The organism is Colwellia sp. 20A7 (assembly GCF_009832865.1).
In the GTDB taxonomy this organism is placed as follows: domain Bacteria; phylum Pseudomonadota; class Gammaproteobacteria; order Enterobacterales; family Alteromonadaceae; genus Colwellia.
In genome coordinates, this window is sequence record NZ_CP047130.1 from 1026766 (window position 1) to 1042992 (window position 16227).

The following is a 16227-nucleotide window of genomic DNA, read 5'->3' on the forward strand; positions in this document are numbered from 1 at the left end:
CGTGATATAAATTTATTTTGGACGTTGATTTTATGGCACTAGCACAGCATTTTATTGCTAATAATTGTTTTAACTCTGTAAAGATCCTTTTGCCTACAAATACATTGGCAGACCCAACCTTGTTAGAAAGAGAGACTTTCCCTGGCGAATTAGCGTCATTGCGTGCCCAACTGTCCAAAAAGCAATCCATTCAGAGTCCGTCAGCTCAAAGCCAGTTCCCCCATAATGAGGTGGCGTCAAAAAAACAGTCTTATATTGGCGTAAATTTTCTGCAACAAAAAAATCAACAGTCAAATTACGCTGAAATGGCAGATCAACTGATTGAAATGATGCCTACAGGCCTGGTTATGCTTGATGGAAATGGCGTAGTTGTAAAAATTAACAAAGTCGCTAGAGGCTTACTTGATGAGCCTATTTTAGGACAACCTTGGTTTAGTGTTATTGCTCGCTCATTTAAACCTCGAGCCGATGATTGGCATGAAGTATCCCTTAAAGATGGTCGTCGCGTTAAATTAGAAATTGCGAGTTTAGGTGACCAACCAGGGCAGTTAATCATGATTACCGATTTAACGGAAACGCGCTTATTACAAGATAAAGTTGGTCAATTACAACGACTTTCATCTTTGGGTCGTATGGTGTCAACATTAGCACACCAAATTAGAACACCACTTTCTGCTGCAATGTTATATAGCGCTAACTTATCGAATAAAAAACTTTCTGATGAGTCTCGTGTTAGTTTCCAAGAAAAGTTGGGTTCTCGATTACATGATTTAGAGCAACAAGTTAATGATATGCTTCTATTTTCTAAAAGTGGTAATGAACAAGTTGTTCAATCGTTGTCAGTTAACGAACTGATTAATGATGCGACACAGTCAATGGATGCGTTAATTACTAAAGCTAACGCCAAATTAAATATTCGTTTACCTAATAATGATCATTTTATTTTAGCTAATAAAAATGCGTTAACAGGGGCGATACAAAACCTAATTCATAATGCATTACAAGCGACAGGTTCAAACCAAGTTAAGCAACCCGTTATTAACATTCAAATTTATAGCCAGAGTAATACTGTTTATATTAGTGTTAAAGATAATGGTGCCGGTATTAACAGTAAAAATATAGACAAAATATTCGAACCATTTTATACCTCTAGCCATAAGGGAACTGGGCTTGGGTTGGCTGTTGTTAAGTCGGTGGTTGAAGCACATCAAGGTAAAGTAAATTATTTAAGTAAAGCCGGAGAAGGCGCTCATTTTTGTCTTAAGTTACCGTTACTAGATAAAACTAGTGAAGACAAATCAGCACAAAATGCAAACCAACAGGAGAAGTCTCATGAGTCATCATAAAATATTGGTTGTGGAAGATGATGCTGGTTTACGCGAAGCATTGATTGATACTATTACTTTAGCTAATTATCAGTGTATTGAAGCCGACTCAGCTGAAAGTGCTTTGCTTTTACTAAAAAATCACAGTGTTGATATTGTTATTAGTGATGTACAAATGGGTGGAATGTCAGGGCTTTCTTTATTAAAAAACATTAAAAATAATCACCCTAACTTACCTGTATTATTAATGACAGCCTACGGCACTATTGATGATGCCGTTGAAGCAATGAAACACGGTGCTTGTAATTATATTGCTAAACCTTTTTCGCCAGAAGTGTTATTAAATATGATAAGTCAGTACATACCATTATCAGAAGTTGATAAAAACACGCCGATAGTAGCGGATAAAAGTAGTATAGCGTTATTGAGTTTAGCGCGTAAGGTGGCAACAACAGAGGCATCGGTTATGGTGCTTGGCCCTAGTGGCTCAGGTAAGGAAGTGTTAGCGCAATATGTGCATAATAATTCACCTCGAGCACAACAGCCTTTTATTGCCATTAACTGTGCTGCAATTCCTGAAAATATGCTAGAAGCCACTTTATTTGGTTACGAGAAAGGCGCTTTTACCGGAGCGATTCAAGCGTGTCCCGGTAAATTTGAGCAGGCTCAAGGAGGCACAATTTTACTTGATGAAATCACTGAGATGGATTTAGGGTTACAAGCTAAAATTTTACGTGTATTGCAAGAGCGTGAAGTAGAACGTTTAGGTGGCAGAAAAACGATAAAATTAGATGTACGCGTTATTGCAACGAGCAATCGTAATCTTAAAGACTCTGTAAAGCAGGGCGACTTTAGAGAAGATTTATACTACCGTTTAAATGTTTTTCCATTAACTTGGCTACCTTTAGCACAACGACCTGATGATATAATACCGTTGGCGCAACATATGGTGGTGAGTTATTGCCAAAAAAATGGTGAACAAGTTGTTGAATTTACTACTGCGGCTCGAAGTAAGTTAAATGCTTATAGTTGGCCGGGTAATGTGCGAGAACTTGATAATGTAATCCAAAGAGCATTAATTTTACAAAGTAATCAAGTTATCGATGCAAGTGATTTAATGATTGAAAATTTTGAAACAGCGAGTGTAAATGAAGTTGATAATACTATTGCACCCGATGATAAATTAGGTAGTGAATTAAAGCTGCAAGAAAATCAAATAATTTTAGATACCTTACAAGCTTGTCATGGTAGTAGAAAAGAAGTTGCCGAACGTTTAGGCATTAGCCCGCGAACACTGCGTTATAAAATTGCCAAAATGCGTGATTCAGGTATAAACATCCCCGCGTAAATTCAGTTTTAATCTTTCAATGTCAGTTGTTAATTTAGACAACTGACATTATTTTGTCTTCAATACCTATCACTTTTAATCATTAGATGTTTTTATAACTATTTGTTTTAATTTACTTTATGGTTATATGCGCTACTACATTTTTAATTTCTATTCAATTGGCACCATGCTTGCAGAATCACTAGTTATATATAATTTTTATTGCGTTATAGCAAAAAATTGACACAAGTGAGACTCCTATGGACATAAGCACTAATTCTTTATTCGCACAAATGCAAAGTATGTCATTACAAGCGTCTGGTAATAAAATTCCAGCTGTTGGTGGCGATATGGAAGGTATACCAGGTGTTAACTCTGCAGGGAAGGTCAATTCATCAAGTAATGATTTTGGCAACTTACTCACTGACGCATTAAAAACAGTTCATGAACTACAGCAAGATACTGGTGCTAAAAAAATGGCTTTTGAAATGGGCGATCGCAGCGTGACATTAGGTGATGTGATGATTGCATCGTCAAAGTCTGGTATAGCCCTAGATGCCACTGTTCAGGTACGTAATAAGTTTGTTGAAGCTTATAAAGAAATTATGAGCATGCCAGTGTAATTTAAGCGAATTAAATAACCAATAGCGGCGTTGCTTTCAATCGCAATAGGCCAGCTATTACTCATTCAAGCGCCTTGCTCTTGATGATTTACTCTCACTTAAATGTGAGTATGAAAAATAAAGTAGTAAGCGGAGAAGTAAAGTGGCTGAAACAAATTCAATAGTAGCAACAGATAACAATAGTTCAATGATTGCCAATGATTATGGTGATGATAGTGCTATTGAAGAAAAAAAATCAGGCTTTGCCGCTGCTTTAGGTGATGCAGACACGTTACGTCAAATAACCTTAGTAGTGGCGTTATCTATCTGTTTAGCTATTTCTGTGTTTGTAATTATTCTTGCGAATGAACCTGAATATCGCTTTTTAGCCAAACAACCTACAGAACAACTGATTAAAACAATGGATTTTCTTGATGCCAGTAAAGTTGATTACCGTCAAGAAAATAACACTCTGTCAGTACCAAGCGATGAATACCAAACCATAAAATTATTATTAGCCCGCGAAGGTTTATCAGCTGAAGCGACAGAAGGCGAAGATATGGTAATGCAAGATATGGGGTTTGGTGTTAGTCAGCGTGTCGAGCAAGAACGTTTAAAGTATGGTCGAGAACAGCGAATTGCTAAAACCATTGAAGAATTACAAAGTGTTTCTCGTGCAAGGGTATTACTTGCCATTCCAAAAGAAAATATTTTTGCCCGTCGTGAGAAAAACCCTTCAGCGACAATAGTACTAACTTTACAGCGCGGACGTTTACTTTCGGCTGAAGAAGTTGATGCTGTTGTTGATATTGTTGCTTCATCAGTTCAAGGCATGAGTCCAAATCGTGTTACGGTAACGGACCAAAATGGGCGTTTATTAAATTCAGGCAGTCAAAATTCAGTGTCTGCTCGTTCGCGTAATGAATTAGATATTGAACAAAAGCGTGAACAGGAATATATGGATAAAATTTCTAATATACTCATTCCTGTTGTTGGCTTAGGTAATTACACTGCGCAAGTTGATGTAACCATGGACTTTACTAATGTAGAAGAAACAGCTCGTCGTTATAATTCTGATTTACCTGCACTTCGTAGTGAAATGAAAGTTGAAGATAGTACTATTGGTGGTCTATTAGGTGGCATACCTGGTGCTTTAACTAATCAACCACCACTTGAATCGAGTATTCCTGAAGATGCACAAGGTCAACAAACAAAGTCAACGCCAACTAGAAAGCATAGTGAATCAACTAAAAACTATGAGCTTGATGAAGCGATTAGTCATACGAAACAGCAAACAGGTGTTGTACGTAGAATTAGTGTTTCTGTCGCACTTGATTATGTTGATGGCATAGCTCCTCCAATTGACCCTGAAGCCGAAGGAACACCAGCAGTCGCAGTTGCTAAAGTACCAAGAAATGTAGCTGAAATTGCCTCGATTCGACGTTTATTGCAAGGAAGCATTGGTTTTGATTTACAAAGAGGAGACGTTTTAGAAGTTATTACGATTCCTTTTAATCGCATTGATCTTGGCGCAACTGACGTGATACCAATGTGGGAACAGCTGTGGTTTTTGAAATTATCAAAGCTGTTGATGGCCGCATTAGTGATTATAGTTTTAATTATGGCTGTTGTTCGCCCAATGTTGAAACGCTTAATTTATCCTGATAGTTCACCAGATGATTACGGTGATAAATCACTTGATGGTCATATAGATCTTGGTGATGAAACCATGGATATGCTAACGTCAGACTTTGATGCAGGCAATGTTGGTTTTGCGGCTGATGGTAGCTTACAATTACCAGACCTTCATCGTGATGAAGATATATTAAAAGCGGTTCGAGCGTTAGTTGCTAATGAGCCTGAATTGTCGTCGCAAGTAGTTAAAAGTTGGTTAACCGAAGATGAGTGATGAATTAAGCGTAGGCGGAGAACTTACCGCAACAAAACCAAGTTTTGATATTAATAAGTTAGAAGGTAGCGAGAAGGCTGCTATTCTTTTGTTAAGCTTATCTGAAGAAGATGCAGCTCAAATATTGAAACATCTAGAGCCTAAACAAGTACAGCAAGTAGGTACTGTTATGGCCGCAATGGAAGATTTCACCCAAGAGAAAATCACCGCAGTACATAAACAATTTATTCATGATATTCAAAACTTCTCTACTATTGGTTTTCAAAGTGAAGATTTTGTTCGTAAAGCTTTAACTGCTGCTTTAGGTGAAGATAAAGCTGGTAACCTGATTGATCAGATTATTATGGGCGGAGCATCCAAAGGTTTAGATTCTTTAAAATGGATGGACTCTAAGCAAGTTGCTAATATTATTCGAAATGAACATCCCCAAATTCAAACGATCGTGCTTTCATATTTAGCACCTGAACAATCAGCTGAAATCATGAGTCAGTTTACCGACAAAGTTCGTTTAGATTTAATGATGCGTATTGCTAATTTAGAAGAAGTACAACCTGCTGCTCTTCAAGAATTAAATGAAATTATGGAAAAACAATTTGCAGGCCAAGCGGGTGCTCAGGCAGCTAAAATGGGTGGCTTGAAAGCAGCTGCAGATATAATGAACTATCTTGATACGAATGTTGAAGGCACACTGATGGATTCGATGCGAGAAAACGACGAAGAAATGAGTCAACAAATCCAAGACCTAATGTTTGTATTTGAAAATCTATCAGATGTTGATGATAGAGGTATGCAAGCAATCTTGCGAGAAGTTGAACAAGACGCACTAATGAAAGCTATTAAAGGTGCTGATGAAGCACTCAGAGAGAAATTCCTTAGCAATATGTCAAAACGTGCGGCTGAAATGCTAGTCGATGATCTTGATGCAATGGGTCCTGTACGTATTAGTGAAGTAGAAGTTGCACAAAAAGAAATTCTTGCTGTTGCCCGTCGATTATCTGACGCTGGTGAAATTATGCTTGGCGGCGGCGGCGGTGATGAGTTTTTATAATCTTCATTGATGATAGTAGAATATTTATTTGTTATTTAGGCTTTATACTTTTTTTTACTTCGTATTTGCCTGACAAGTTAACCCCAGCTTTGAGAAAGATATGAATAAAATATCAACACGCATTATAAAAGCAAAAGAATCAGAAGAATTAGATGTTTGGTCTTATCCAAATGTTCAAGCAGAAGTTATTGAAAATCAAGAAGGCCATACTAATGCTTTAGGAAAAAAGAGTACTTGGCGATTTGAGCCGCCTGAAGAAGAAATTGTCGAGCCTGATCCGCTTACTGCAGAAGAAATTGAAGAAATAAGACAAGCTGCGCATGATGAAGGTTTTGGTCAAGGTAAAGAAGAGGGCTTTGCCAAAGGATATGAAGAAGGTAAAGCGCAAGGTATTGAAGAAGGTACTGTGCAAGGTATTGAAGAGGGCACAGAGCAAGGGTTAACTCAAGGTAAAGAAACAATTGAAACCTTGAGTGAAAATTGGAAAAGCTTAATTGAACAATTAGATAAACCTTTAGCGAGTGTTGAAAAAAATGTAGAAGAACAACTTTTAAATTTAGTTGTGCAACTAACTGAAGCCGTTGTTTTACAAGAAGCTAAAACTAATCCTGATATTTTGATGGCCGCCATCAATGCAGGTATCAAATCATTGCCTAGCAATGAATCTACAACACAAATATACTTAAATCCTGAAGACATTAAACGCGTAGAACAGCAGTTTGGCGCACCTCACATTAAAGAAAGTGGTTGGAAATTACTACCCGCTCCGCAATTAAGTGTTGGAAGTTGCCAAATAGAAAATAGCACCTCTAATATCGATTTACAGATGAAGTCTCGTTTAAAGCAAGTATTGGAATCTTTCTTGCAAGATGCATTACATCAATAATTTTTTGACTAATTGAGCGTGAATTAACTTACGCTTTTATCTCGTGTACAAAGGGTAAGAAATGGTCGATAGCCAACGCATCAGTGACAGATTAAAAAACAGCCAAAAATTTATACACCCATTTAAAGAGCCCGTTGCCGGTCGCTTAGTACGTGTTGTTGGTTTAACTTTAGAGGCTGTTGGTGTTAAAGCACACATTGGTAGCCAATGCTTAGTAGAAACCGCACATGGTGATTTGTTAGCCGAAGTGGTTGGTTTTGCGCAAGAAATTACTTATCTTATGCCAGAAGAGAGTCTGCGTGGTGTGTTGCCCGGCGCTAGAGTACTTCCAATATCATCTAAAATGCACCTGCCTTTGTCAATGAATTTACTTGGACGAGTGATTAATGGCATAGGTAAACCGCTTGATGGCAAAGGCCCTATTAGTAACGATGAAGATTACAAACTAAATACCAGCCCTATTAATCCTTTATCACGTCGAGCCATTACTGAACCACTTGATGTTGGTGTACGATCAATTAATAGCTTTATTACCGTTGGTAAAGGCCAACGTATGGGACTATTTGCAGGGTCAGGCGTCGGTAAAAGTGTATTAATGGGGATGATGACACGAGGAACAACTGCTGACGTTATTGTTGTTGGTTTAGTTGGTGAGCGTGGACGAGAAGTAAAAGAATTTATTGAAGAAATTTTAGGTGAAGAAGGGCGAGCTCGTTCGGTTGTTGTCGCTGCACCTGCTGATAATTCTCCTTTAATGCGGTTAAAGGGCTGTGAAACAGCGGTACAAATAAGTGAATACTTTCGTGATCAAGGTTTAGATGTTTTATTACTGTTAGATTCATTAACTCGATATGCACAAGCACAACGAGAAATAGCGTTAGCGGTAGGTGAACCTCCTGCAACCAAAGGGTATCCACCCTCCGTTTTTTCAAAATTACCACAGCTTGTTGAACGTGCGGGTAATGGTGGTGAAGGGCAAGGATCAATTACGGCTTTTTATACCGTATTAACGGAAGGTGATGATCTACAAGATCCTATCGCTGATGCTTCTCGTGCTATTTTAGATGGTCATATTGTTTTGTCACGTGATCTTGCTGACGCAGGACATTATCCTGCAATTGATATTGAAGGGTCGATTTCTCGTGTCATGCCGATGGTTACCAGCATGGAGCATCAAACTCTGGCTCGTCAACTGAAGCAAATTTATTCTCTGTATCAACAAAACAAAGATTTGATTGCTATTGGTGCTTACACTAAAGGAAATGATCCTAGAATTGATCAAGCGATTAATGTTCAGCCCGTTATTAACTTTTTTTTACAGCAGCAGATTCAAGAAGTAATACCCTTTGAACAAAGCGTACAGCAATTACAAGAAATAATAGCCGCAGCTACGGCTAATGCTAAACGTAATTAAAAAAATTAATGTTGAAAAGCTAATGTTGAAAAATAGTATTGTTAAAAACACAGTTTTGAAAAACTAATTGAGCGTAGTAATCGGCAGTAGTAAATGTGCAAGTGTAGCGGCCGAATTATCTCAAACATGCTAATAGTTTAAGGAAAACATATTATGGCCAAAAATAATAATAAACAGTTACTCACGCTGCTCAAGTTTGAGCAAAGTAAAGTCGAGAAGGCTGAGAATGCGTTGCGTAGTGCTGAAAATGATTATCAGCAAAACTTAACTCGTTTACAAAGTGTGTCTGATTATCGATTAGAGTATATGTCACGATTGAGTGAACGAACCGCGCTTGGCTTGGATAGTGCGACTTACAATCACTATCATGCTTTTATTAATAAGCTCGATAATGCTGCAGAACAAGTAAGAATTGCTATGAATCAGGCTAAAGCGTTAGTTGAACAAAGTAAGGCGCTGTGGATCAAACAAAGACAAAAAGTACAGGCTGTTGAGATGCTTACAGATAAGCGCAATGCGGCGTTAATGAAGATTGAAAGTAAAAAAGAACAAGGTATGTTTGATGAAATTTCGACTCAGCAATTCTTACGTCGAAAATCTAGTCACTAATCGAGTTGAATATGTTTAAGTGATCGCTCGAATGACGAGGATTATTTTAATAAAATAATCTTTCTTTATATTTACTCGTTATAGTTATTTAAAAGCTAACTGGAATGATTATTGCTTTATTTTAATATATCAGGAAATATTTTCCTTCATTTATAATTTAGTTATATTCATTTTGACAATTGGGGCTATTATGCAACAACTCAATGTTTTATCCATGAAAGTATCACAAAGTATCGAAAATAAAGGCGATTCAGATGCTTTAATTTCCGCTCCACCAAAGGATAAATTTTCTCAGCATATAGACCTACAGCTCTCTAAAATTAAGAAGCATACAGAGTCTGAAAACAATCCTCCTAATGATGGAATCGTCTCTAATGAAGAAGCTTCTTCGAAAACGAGTAAGCCAGCTATTGAGCAAAAAAATATAAACAGGGATGATAAAGTCCAAGATAGATCCGAATATTATCAAGCTGTAGTTGATGACGCTGATTCGGCAACAAATGTGCAAGAAGTTGCCGCTATAGGCAAACAAGATGAACCTGATACAAATATAGTTAATGCTGATGATAAACAAATTATCGATGAATCAGAATTACTCATGACTTTTTTGACCAAAGTAGATCAAACGCTAGTGACTAATGCTTCCTCCGATAAATTTTCACCTTCAGTAGTGAATATAGGTGAAATATCTGATGAGCAGAAAGCAAAGGTTGAAGCGAAATTATTATTGAAATCAAGTGATTTAGTTGCTGATTTGTCAAGTGTTGCTAAGGCGGTTACCTCAACAGCAGATGTGTCGTCAGATGATATTCCAAAACAAGAAAAAGTGATTAATTCATTAATTTCTTCGTCAAAAAGTGCAGACATTATTAAAGGATCCAACACTAAAGAAACGAATATTGATAATCAGGTAAGTAGTAAATTATCAATTGATGGTGAAAGTTCAACAGTTGAAGAGTTGGTTGCTGACAAATTACTTAGTAAGGATAGTACTAATAATCTAGGAAGCGATTTAGCGAAATTAGCTGAAAAAAATGTTGTCACTAATAATAAAGCGATAGATCAAGCAGGAATAAGTCCAAATGGCGAAAATAAAAATACTCAGAAATTAGTTGATACTGCCATAGAAAGCCAAGGCACAAAGCAAGCTGAAACTGATAACCAAAGTGATAAGCTTCAACAAAATATCGTGACGACAAGTAAAGAAGCTAATGCGAGTAACACAAGCTTACCGACAAAAGAAATATTAGGGACTTCAACTGAAGTAGAGTCAAAAATTAATGAAAAGCTTGAAAAGTTAATTAAAGCAGACAATGGGATTAACGTCCAAAAAAGTGATTTAGCTATTGCTGAAGCTGATATTGCTGCTGATAGTGCTAAAACTCAAAGCACGACAATTAAAAATAACGATAATCTAACTTCTCCAGTCATCAATAAAAATGTAGCAACAAATAATTCAGAGCAAACCTTGGTTGAACCTGATACGGAAGAAAATACTACGGCTGAATCTGAAGAGGAATTAAGTGCTCGGTCGACTGATAAACTTCTTGAGCAAAATAAAGCATTAGATACTGATGGTAATAAGGGAGTTAATGATAAAAAAAATCCGGCAGGAGATATTGCCGCTCCAACCAACAGTAGTAACTTTATTGGTGAAGCGAGTAGAGCAACACAAGATGCTTATGACAGAATGGACCAACAATCATCTGACGTTGCTTCTTTAACTGGAAGTGCTGAAGTTTCACAAAGCCAAAAAACTAACACTCAATTGCATCAAGAAACTATTTCAATTTTTAGACGAGATTTTGCCGAAGCAGTAAAAGATAAAGTGATGTTAATTATTTCACAAAAATTACAGCAATTCGATATTACACTCGACCCGCCAGAGTTAGGTAATGTGCAAGTAAGGGTTAATTTGCAAGGAGAGCAAGCAACTGTAAATTTTGTGGTTCAAAATCAACAAGCTAAAGAAGCGTTTGAGCAGAATATGCATAAGTTAAGAGATTTGTTAGCTGATCAAGGTGTTGATGTTGGGGACGCGAATGTTGAACAACAATCTCAGCAATCAGACTCAGAAGGAAATACTGAGAGTAACCAACGTAATTTCTCGCAAAATACTGCTGATGCAAGTGATGTCATAGAACACAGTTTGTCAGCAAGAATGTCTGATCCTTCAACTAAAGTTATCGATTACTATGCATAAATAAAGCTATATGAATAGAATTGCAGATAAATTAGGCTAAATATCACTAAGTTGGCGAAAACACATTGGCTAGAGTACTATTCAAGGATATAGTTTACTAATATTTACTAATAAAGAGCTAAAGGTAATTTATGGCTGACGAAAAAGGTAAAAAAGCTGATTTAAAAATAGACGGTGGTGGCAAAAAGAAAAAATTGGTCATCATTATTGCTATTGTAGTCTTATTGTTAATTGGCGGTGGTGGGTACTACTTTTTAATGGGTAGCGGCAGCAATGAAACATCAGAACAAGCTAAATCTAGCCAAGAAGCTTCTGGTGGAGACAGTGATGCAGATCAAAATGCACCTGCTCAAATAGGAACAGCACTTTATGTTCCAATGCCTAGGCCATTTCGCTTTAATATACCGGGTTCAACCCGTGACCGTTTTATTGAAATACGAGTACAATTGTTAGTTAGATATGCTGAAGATGAAGAGAATGCTAAAATGCATATACCTTTAATTGAAAGTACTTTATTAAGTATTTTCTCACAAGCTAATGCTGACGATTTAGCCACTAGCGTAGGTAAAGAAGTATTGAAGGAACAAGCTCTTTCGGCAGTGCAGTTAGTAATGAAAGATCTTAAAGGCAATGAAACCGTTGAAAAAGTTCTGTTTACGGGTTTTGTAATGCAATAATTCTTAAAAGGCAGCGAATAATTACCTGCTAGTTTACAATGATAAAGACAGTTGAGAATGTTCATTTGAACGTATATTAACTAGGCCCAATTGAGCCAATATAGGCGAAAAGAGTATGACGCGTGAGTGATTTATTATCCCAAGACGAAATTGATGCGCTTTTACATGGCGTTGATGATGTTGAAGAAGAAGAAGTAGTTGACGATTCTACCACGCGAGAAGATGGTAGTGCTGACTATGATTTTTCTTCGCAAGATCGCATTGTTCGTGGTCGTATGCCAACGTTGGAAATGGTTAACGAACGATTTGCCCGTCACATGCGTATTAGTTTATTCAATATGATGCGCCGAACCGCTGAAGTATCGATAAACGGTATTCAAATGATAAAGTTTGGTGAATATATTCACACTTTATTTGTACCAACAAGCTTAAATATGGTGCGCTTTCGCCCATTAAAAGGCACCGGCCTTATAACAATGGAAGCACGTTTAGTTTTCATTTTAGTTGATAACTTTTTTGGCGGTGATGGCCGCTATCACGCTAAAATTGAAGGTCGAGAATTTACGCCAACCGAGCGTCGTATTATTCAAATGTTATTAAAATTAATATTTGAAGACTACAAAGAGTCTTGGTCACCGGTGATGGATGTGTCTTTTGAGTACTTAGACTCTGAAGTCAACCCGTCAATGGCAAATATAGCAAGCCCAACAGAAGTTGTGGTTATCAGCTCTTTCCATATTGAACTTGATGGTGGTGGTGGTGACTTCCATATTGCCCTACCTTACGCAATGCTTGAGCCTATTCGAGAGTTACTTGATGCCGGTGTGCAAAGTGATAAAGAAGACACGGATATGCGCTGGTCTAAGGCCTTGCGTGATGAAATTATGGATGTACCTGTAGCACTTAATACTAAGTTTTTAGAAGTTAAGTTACCACTCAGTCAACTGATGGAGCTGCAAGCAGGCGATATAATCCCCATAGAAATGCCCGAATATATTACTGTTTTAATTGAAGATTTACCTACATTTAGGGCTAAGTTAGGGCGTAGCCGAGAAAATATAGCGTTGAAAATAGAAGAAAAAATTAAACGTCCTGAATCAGTTAAATCTGAATTAACTATTTTGACTAAAGGCGGTAAACGCCTTGATAGCGACGCAGAGCTAGAACTTTTAGAAGATGATTTGTAATACCTACTGGGTATAGAACATTAATTGTAAAGAATTGACATTGAGGCAAGCGGTATGAGTAATGATAACGAAGAAGATTTAAGTATGTGGGATGAGGCGTTAGACGAACAAGCTGAGGCTTCGGCAGAAAAAGCTAATCAAGCGCAAAAAGTTGAATTAGAAGAACTGACAGAAGACGAAAGACCAATCACAGGTGAAGAGAAACGTAAGCTGGATACTATTTTAGATATTCCAGTAACTATTTCTATGGAGGTTGGTCGAAGCAATATTAGTATTAGAAATTTATTACAACTAAATCAAGGCTCAGTGGTTGAATTAGATCGCGTAGCAGGTGAAGCACTTGACGTTTTGGTTAATGGTACCCTTATAGCTCATGGTGAGGTTGTTGTTGTTAATGATAAGTTTGGTATCCGCTTAACGGATGTAATTAGCCAAATAGAACGAATTAAGAAGTTAAAATAATGAGTAAGTTAGTCGTTTTATTTTTTTGTGTTTTATCTGTGTTAACCCCTGTATCTTTTGCGCAAGAAGCGATTGATAATACCGTTGCTAGTGTTGTTGATAATACTACTACTACTAATGAGAAAACCACTCAGGTTGACTCTGATATTAGTAAAAAGAGTGAAATTGAAAATGCTCAAAACGAAAATTCATCAAATGAAAATGCACCGTCCGTTATAGAGAAAACACCTGAAGTAGGTAAGCATGTCAATTCAAGTATGGATGTTGGCAGTATGATCATGTCTTTATTAATGGTATTAGCATTAATTATTGTTAGTGGTTTCGTTTTAAAGCGTTTTAACCTTACTCAGCAAAACTCTAACCGATTAAGCATTGTTGCTAACTTATCTTTAGGTGCTAAAGAAAGAGTTGTCGTATTGCAAATAGGCGAAGAACAATTGGTTTTGGGTGTTTCTGCTCAACAAGTTTCTTTACTTAAAACCTTAGATAAGCCCTTAGATATACAAACGGGAAAAACAGTGGCGTTATCTAGCGGTGTATTATCTTTTCTGCAGAAAAATGCAGCTAAAACATAATTCGGTAGCAAAGCAATATAGCTACCAATGAAACAACACATAACATCAAAAATAATAAATAAGTGACTATGAAAAAAATTGTCTGGTTAGTTTTATTCTCATTGTTAGTATCAACATTAAGTTTTGGTGCTTTTGCTGCTGAAGATTTATCAATGTCAGCCTTAAAATTAACAACGAATCCTGATGGCTCTCAAGAGTACTCAGTAACATTGCAAATTTTAATGTTTATGACAGCGTTAAGCTTTATTCCTGCTGCTGTTATTATGATGACTTCTTTTACACGTATTGTGGTTGTGATGGCCATACTTCGTCAAGCTTTTGGTTTGCAGCAAACCCCATCAAACCAGGTTATTATTGGTTTAACGCTTTTCATGACACTTTTCATCATGACGCCGGTTTACAATCAGATAAATGAAGTAGCAATACAGCCTTATTTATCTGATCAGCTAACTTCTGTACAAGCTATTGATAAAGGTAAAGTTCCATTACGTGCTTTTATGCTTGAGCAAACTCGCTTAAAAGATTTAGATACTTTAGCTTCAATGGCCGGACTTGAGGCTGTTGATAAGCCTACTGATTTACCTATGAGAGTTATTATCCCTGCGTTTATTATTAGTGAATTAAAAACAGCGTTTCAAATAGGTTTTATACTTTTTATTCCTTTTTTGATTATAGATTTGGTGGTCGCCAGTATTCTGATGGCGATGGGGATGATGATGTTATCGCCAATGATTGTCTCGCTACCCTTTAAATTAATGCTGTTTGTATTAGTTGATGGCTGGAATTTAGTTATTGGTACTATTGCAACTAGTTATGGTTTAGGTAGTTAGCGTAAAAAACATTAGCTAAATAAGAGAATATAAGATGGGACCAGAGGTATTTGTAGACATATTAAGAGATGCTTTGTTGCTAGTGATCCTTCTCGTTAGTGCTGTCATCTTGCCAAGTTTATTTGTTGGTTTGCTTGTAGCTATATTCCAGGCTGCAACGTCAATTAACGAGCAAACATTAAGTTTTTTACCTCGTCTAATTGTTACATTGCTCGCCGTTATTTATGGTGGTCATTGGGGGGTACAAAAACTAATGGATTATACCTTTAGATTAGTCGCTAGTATTCCAAGTGTTGTGAACTAATGGAGTTCACCGAGTCAGTTGTTAATCAATATATTGCTGATTTTATTCTTCCTTTAACCCGTATCTCTGCTTTAGTCATGATGATGGTTGGGTTAGGCGCGCGTACCATTCCTGCTCGTATTAAGCTATTTTTATGTGTAACGCTAACCATAGCAATAATGCCTGCAATACCTCCCACTAATGTTGGGGAGCTCTTATCTTTTAGCACTTTTTTATTGATAGGGCAGCAAATACTTATTGGCATTAGTTTAGGTTTTATAACGGTGATGGTAGTTGATACTTTTACCTTAGCAGGCCAAATTATTGCAATGCAATCAGGTTTGGGTTTTGCTTCATTAGTTGACCCCGCCAGTGGTATGAACGTACCCGCGGTAGGTCAGTTTTTCTTAATATTATCAACATTACTTTTTTGGACTATGGATGGGCATTTAGCTTACCTGCAATTTGTAGTAGCAAGTTTCGATACGCTTCCTATTGGCAATGAGATGTTCGCCAGTGTTAAATATCAAGAAATGGTTTTATGGGGGAAGTGGATGTTTGCAACAGCTTTGTCACTTTCGCTAGCGCCTTTAACGGCAATGTTGTTAATTAACTTCTCATTTGGCGTAATGACTAGAGCAGCACCACAGCTTAATATATTTGCTATAGGCTTTCCTATTACTATGATGGCAGGTTTGCTGATTATGTGGTTAACCTTTGGTAATTTCCTGACACATTTTGAATTACAGTGGCAACGAGCATTGGACTTTAGCTGTTACCTCATTAATTGTTCGGGAACTTAAACCAGGTTTAGGCTATTAAGGAATATTTTATGCATGTAGCATATAGTGAAATTTTATACTTAAAGCATAATGTTTTTAGGGTAGTAC

The 16227-nt window shown here is 37.0% G+C and carries 16 protein-coding genes; all 16 read left to right on the top strand.

All coding sequences use genetic code 11. The features are described from left to right. Positions 1–32: 32 nt before the first annotated feature. The 16 genes from GQS55_RS04460 (at position 33) to fliR (ending at position 16140) form a co-directional block, all read left to right on the top strand. Positions 33–1346, top strand: a complete 1314-nt coding sequence (locus tag GQS55_RS04460; protein WP_159818344.1) for a sensor histidine kinase — start codon at positions 33–35, stop codon at positions 1344–1346. Beyond that, positions 1333–2673, top strand: coding sequence for a sigma-54-dependent transcriptional regulator (locus GQS55_RS04465; RefSeq protein ID WP_159818346.1), 1341 nt, complete (start codon positions 1333–1335; stop codon positions 2671–2673). Before GQS55_RS04460 ends, GQS55_RS04465 begins: the two co-directional genes overlap by 14 nt. A gap of 239 nt (positions 2674–2912) precedes the next feature. Next, positions 2913–3275 (top strand): flagellar hook-basal body complex protein FliE, encoded by a 363-nt coding sequence (fliE, locus tag GQS55_RS04470; protein WP_159818348.1) that lies wholly within the window; start codon positions 2913–2915, stop codon positions 3273–3275. 187 nt (positions 3276–3462) lie between these two features. Beyond that, positions 3463–5163, top strand: coding sequence for a flagellar basal-body MS-ring/collar protein FliF (fliF, locus tag GQS55_RS04475; protein WP_159822550.1), 1701 nt, complete (start codon positions 3463–3465; stop codon positions 5161–5163). Continuing rightward, positions 5156–6211 (top strand): flagellar motor switch protein FliG, encoded by a 1056-nt coding sequence (gene fliG, locus GQS55_RS04480; protein WP_159818350.1) that lies wholly within the window; start codon positions 5156–5158, stop codon positions 6209–6211. The genes fliF and fliG overlap by 8 nt, the downstream gene beginning before the upstream one ends. Positions 6212–6311: 100 nt before the next feature. Beyond that, positions 6312–7097: a flagellar assembly protein FliH gene (gene fliH, locus GQS55_RS04485; protein ID WP_159818351.1), complete on the top strand. Its 786-nt coding sequence runs from the start codon at positions 6312–6314 to the stop codon at positions 7095–7097. A gap of 61 nt (positions 7098–7158) precedes the next feature. After that, positions 7159–8511 carry a flagellar protein export ATPase FliI gene (gene fliI, locus GQS55_RS04490; RefSeq protein ID WP_159818353.1) on the top strand — a complete coding sequence of 451 codons (1353 nt, stop codon included), beginning with the start codon at positions 7159–7161 and terminating at the stop codon, positions 8509–8511. A gap of 153 nt (positions 8512–8664) precedes the next feature. Then, positions 8665–9120, top strand: a complete 456-nt coding sequence (gene fliJ / locus GQS55_RS04495; protein WP_159818355.1) for a flagellar export protein FliJ — start codon at positions 8665–8667, stop codon at positions 9118–9120. 190 nt (positions 9121–9310) lie between these two features. Next, positions 9311–11323, top strand: coding sequence for a flagellar hook-length control protein FliK (locus GQS55_RS04500; RefSeq protein WP_159818357.1), 2013 nt, complete (start codon positions 9311–9313; stop codon positions 11321–11323). Between the two features lie 131 nt (positions 11324–11454). Next, complete coding sequence (gene fliL / locus GQS55_RS04505; RefSeq protein WP_159818359.1) at positions 11455–12000, top strand: flagellar basal body-associated protein FliL; 546 nt, start codon at positions 11455–11457, stop codon at positions 11998–12000. Between the two features lie 122 nt (positions 12001–12122). Then, a complete protein-coding gene (fliM, locus tag GQS55_RS04510) occupies positions 12123–13187 on the top strand; it encodes a flagellar motor switch protein FliM (RefSeq protein ID WP_159818361.1) in 1065 nt (354 codons plus the stop codon). Between the two features lie 54 nt (positions 13188–13241). Then, entirely contained in the window at positions 13242–13649 is a 408-nt protein-coding gene (fliN, locus tag GQS55_RS04515) for a flagellar motor switch protein FliN (RefSeq protein ID WP_159818363.1), read from the top strand. Next, positions 13649–14224, top strand: a complete 576-nt coding sequence (gene fliO, locus GQS55_RS04520) for a flagellar biosynthetic protein FliO (protein WP_159818365.1) — start codon at positions 13649–13651, stop codon at positions 14222–14224. Before fliN ends, fliO begins: the two co-directional genes overlap by 1 nt. 68 nt (positions 14225–14292) lie before the next feature. Then, on the top strand, positions 14293–15054 hold the full coding sequence (gene fliP / locus GQS55_RS04525) for a flagellar type III secretion system pore protein FliP (RefSeq protein WP_159818367.1): 762 nt from the start codon (positions 14293–14295) through the stop codon (positions 15052–15054). Positions 15055–15088: 34 nt separating this feature from the next. Beyond that, complete coding sequence (fliQ, locus tag GQS55_RS04530; protein WP_159818369.1) at positions 15089–15358, top strand: flagellar biosynthesis protein FliQ; 270 nt, start codon at positions 15089–15091, stop codon at positions 15356–15358. Then, positions 15358–16140, top strand: coding sequence for a flagellar biosynthetic protein FliR (gene fliR, locus GQS55_RS04535; RefSeq protein WP_159818371.1), 783 nt, complete (start codon positions 15358–15360; stop codon positions 16138–16140). Before fliQ ends, fliR begins: the two co-directional genes overlap by 1 nt. Positions 16141–16227 lie beyond the last annotated feature (87 nt).

What these genes read in the sequence shown, in the direction of transcription:
- fliI (WP_159818353.1), top strand. Translation starts at nt 7,159, where the DNA reads ATGGTCGATAGCCAACGCATCAGTGACAGATTAAAAAACAGCCAAAAA.
- fliP (WP_159818367.1), top strand. Translation starts at nt 14,293, where the DNA reads ATGAAAAAAATTGTCTGGTTAGTTTTATTCTCATTGTTAGTATCAACA.
- fliQ (WP_159818369.1), top strand. Translation starts at nt 15,089, where the DNA reads ATGGGACCAGAGGTATTTGTAGACATATTAAGAGATGCTTTGTTGCTA.
- fliH (WP_159818351.1), top strand. Translation starts at nt 6,312, where the DNA reads ATGAATAAAATATCAACACGCATTATAAAAGCAAAAGAATCAGAAGAA.
- GQS55_RS04460 (WP_159818344.1), top strand. Translation starts at nt 33, where the DNA reads ATGGCACTAGCACAGCATTTTATTGCTAATAATTGTTTTAACTCTGTA.
- GQS55_RS04465 (WP_159818346.1), top strand. Translation starts at nt 1,333, where the DNA reads ATGAGTCATCATAAAATATTGGTTGTGGAAGATGATGCTGGTTTACGC.
- fliR (WP_159818371.1), top strand. Translation starts at nt 15,358, where the DNA reads ATGGAGTTCACCGAGTCAGTTGTTAATCAATATATTGCTGATTTTATT.
- GQS55_RS04500 (WP_159818357.1), top strand. Translation starts at nt 9,311, where the DNA reads ATGCAACAACTCAATGTTTTATCCATGAAAGTATCACAAAGTATCGAA.
- fliE (WP_159818348.1), top strand. Translation starts at nt 2,913, where the DNA reads ATGGACATAAGCACTAATTCTTTATTCGCACAAATGCAAAGTATGTCA.
- fliN (WP_159818363.1), top strand. Translation starts at nt 13,242, where the DNA reads ATGAGTAATGATAACGAAGAAGATTTAAGTATGTGGGATGAGGCGTTA.
- fliF (WP_159822550.1), top strand. Translation starts at nt 3,463, where the DNA reads ATGATTGCCAATGATTATGGTGATGATAGTGCTATTGAAGAAAAAAAA.
- fliL (WP_159818359.1), top strand. Translation starts at nt 11,455, where the DNA reads ATGGCTGACGAAAAAGGTAAAAAAGCTGATTTAAAAATAGACGGTGGT.
- fliO (WP_159818365.1), top strand. Translation starts at nt 13,649, where the DNA reads ATGAGTAAGTTAGTCGTTTTATTTTTTTGTGTTTTATCTGTGTTAACC.
- fliG (WP_159818350.1), top strand. Translation starts at nt 5,156, where the DNA reads ATGAGTGATGAATTAAGCGTAGGCGGAGAACTTACCGCAACAAAACCA.
- fliJ (WP_159818355.1), top strand. Translation starts at nt 8,665, where the DNA reads ATGGCCAAAAATAATAATAAACAGTTACTCACGCTGCTCAAGTTTGAG.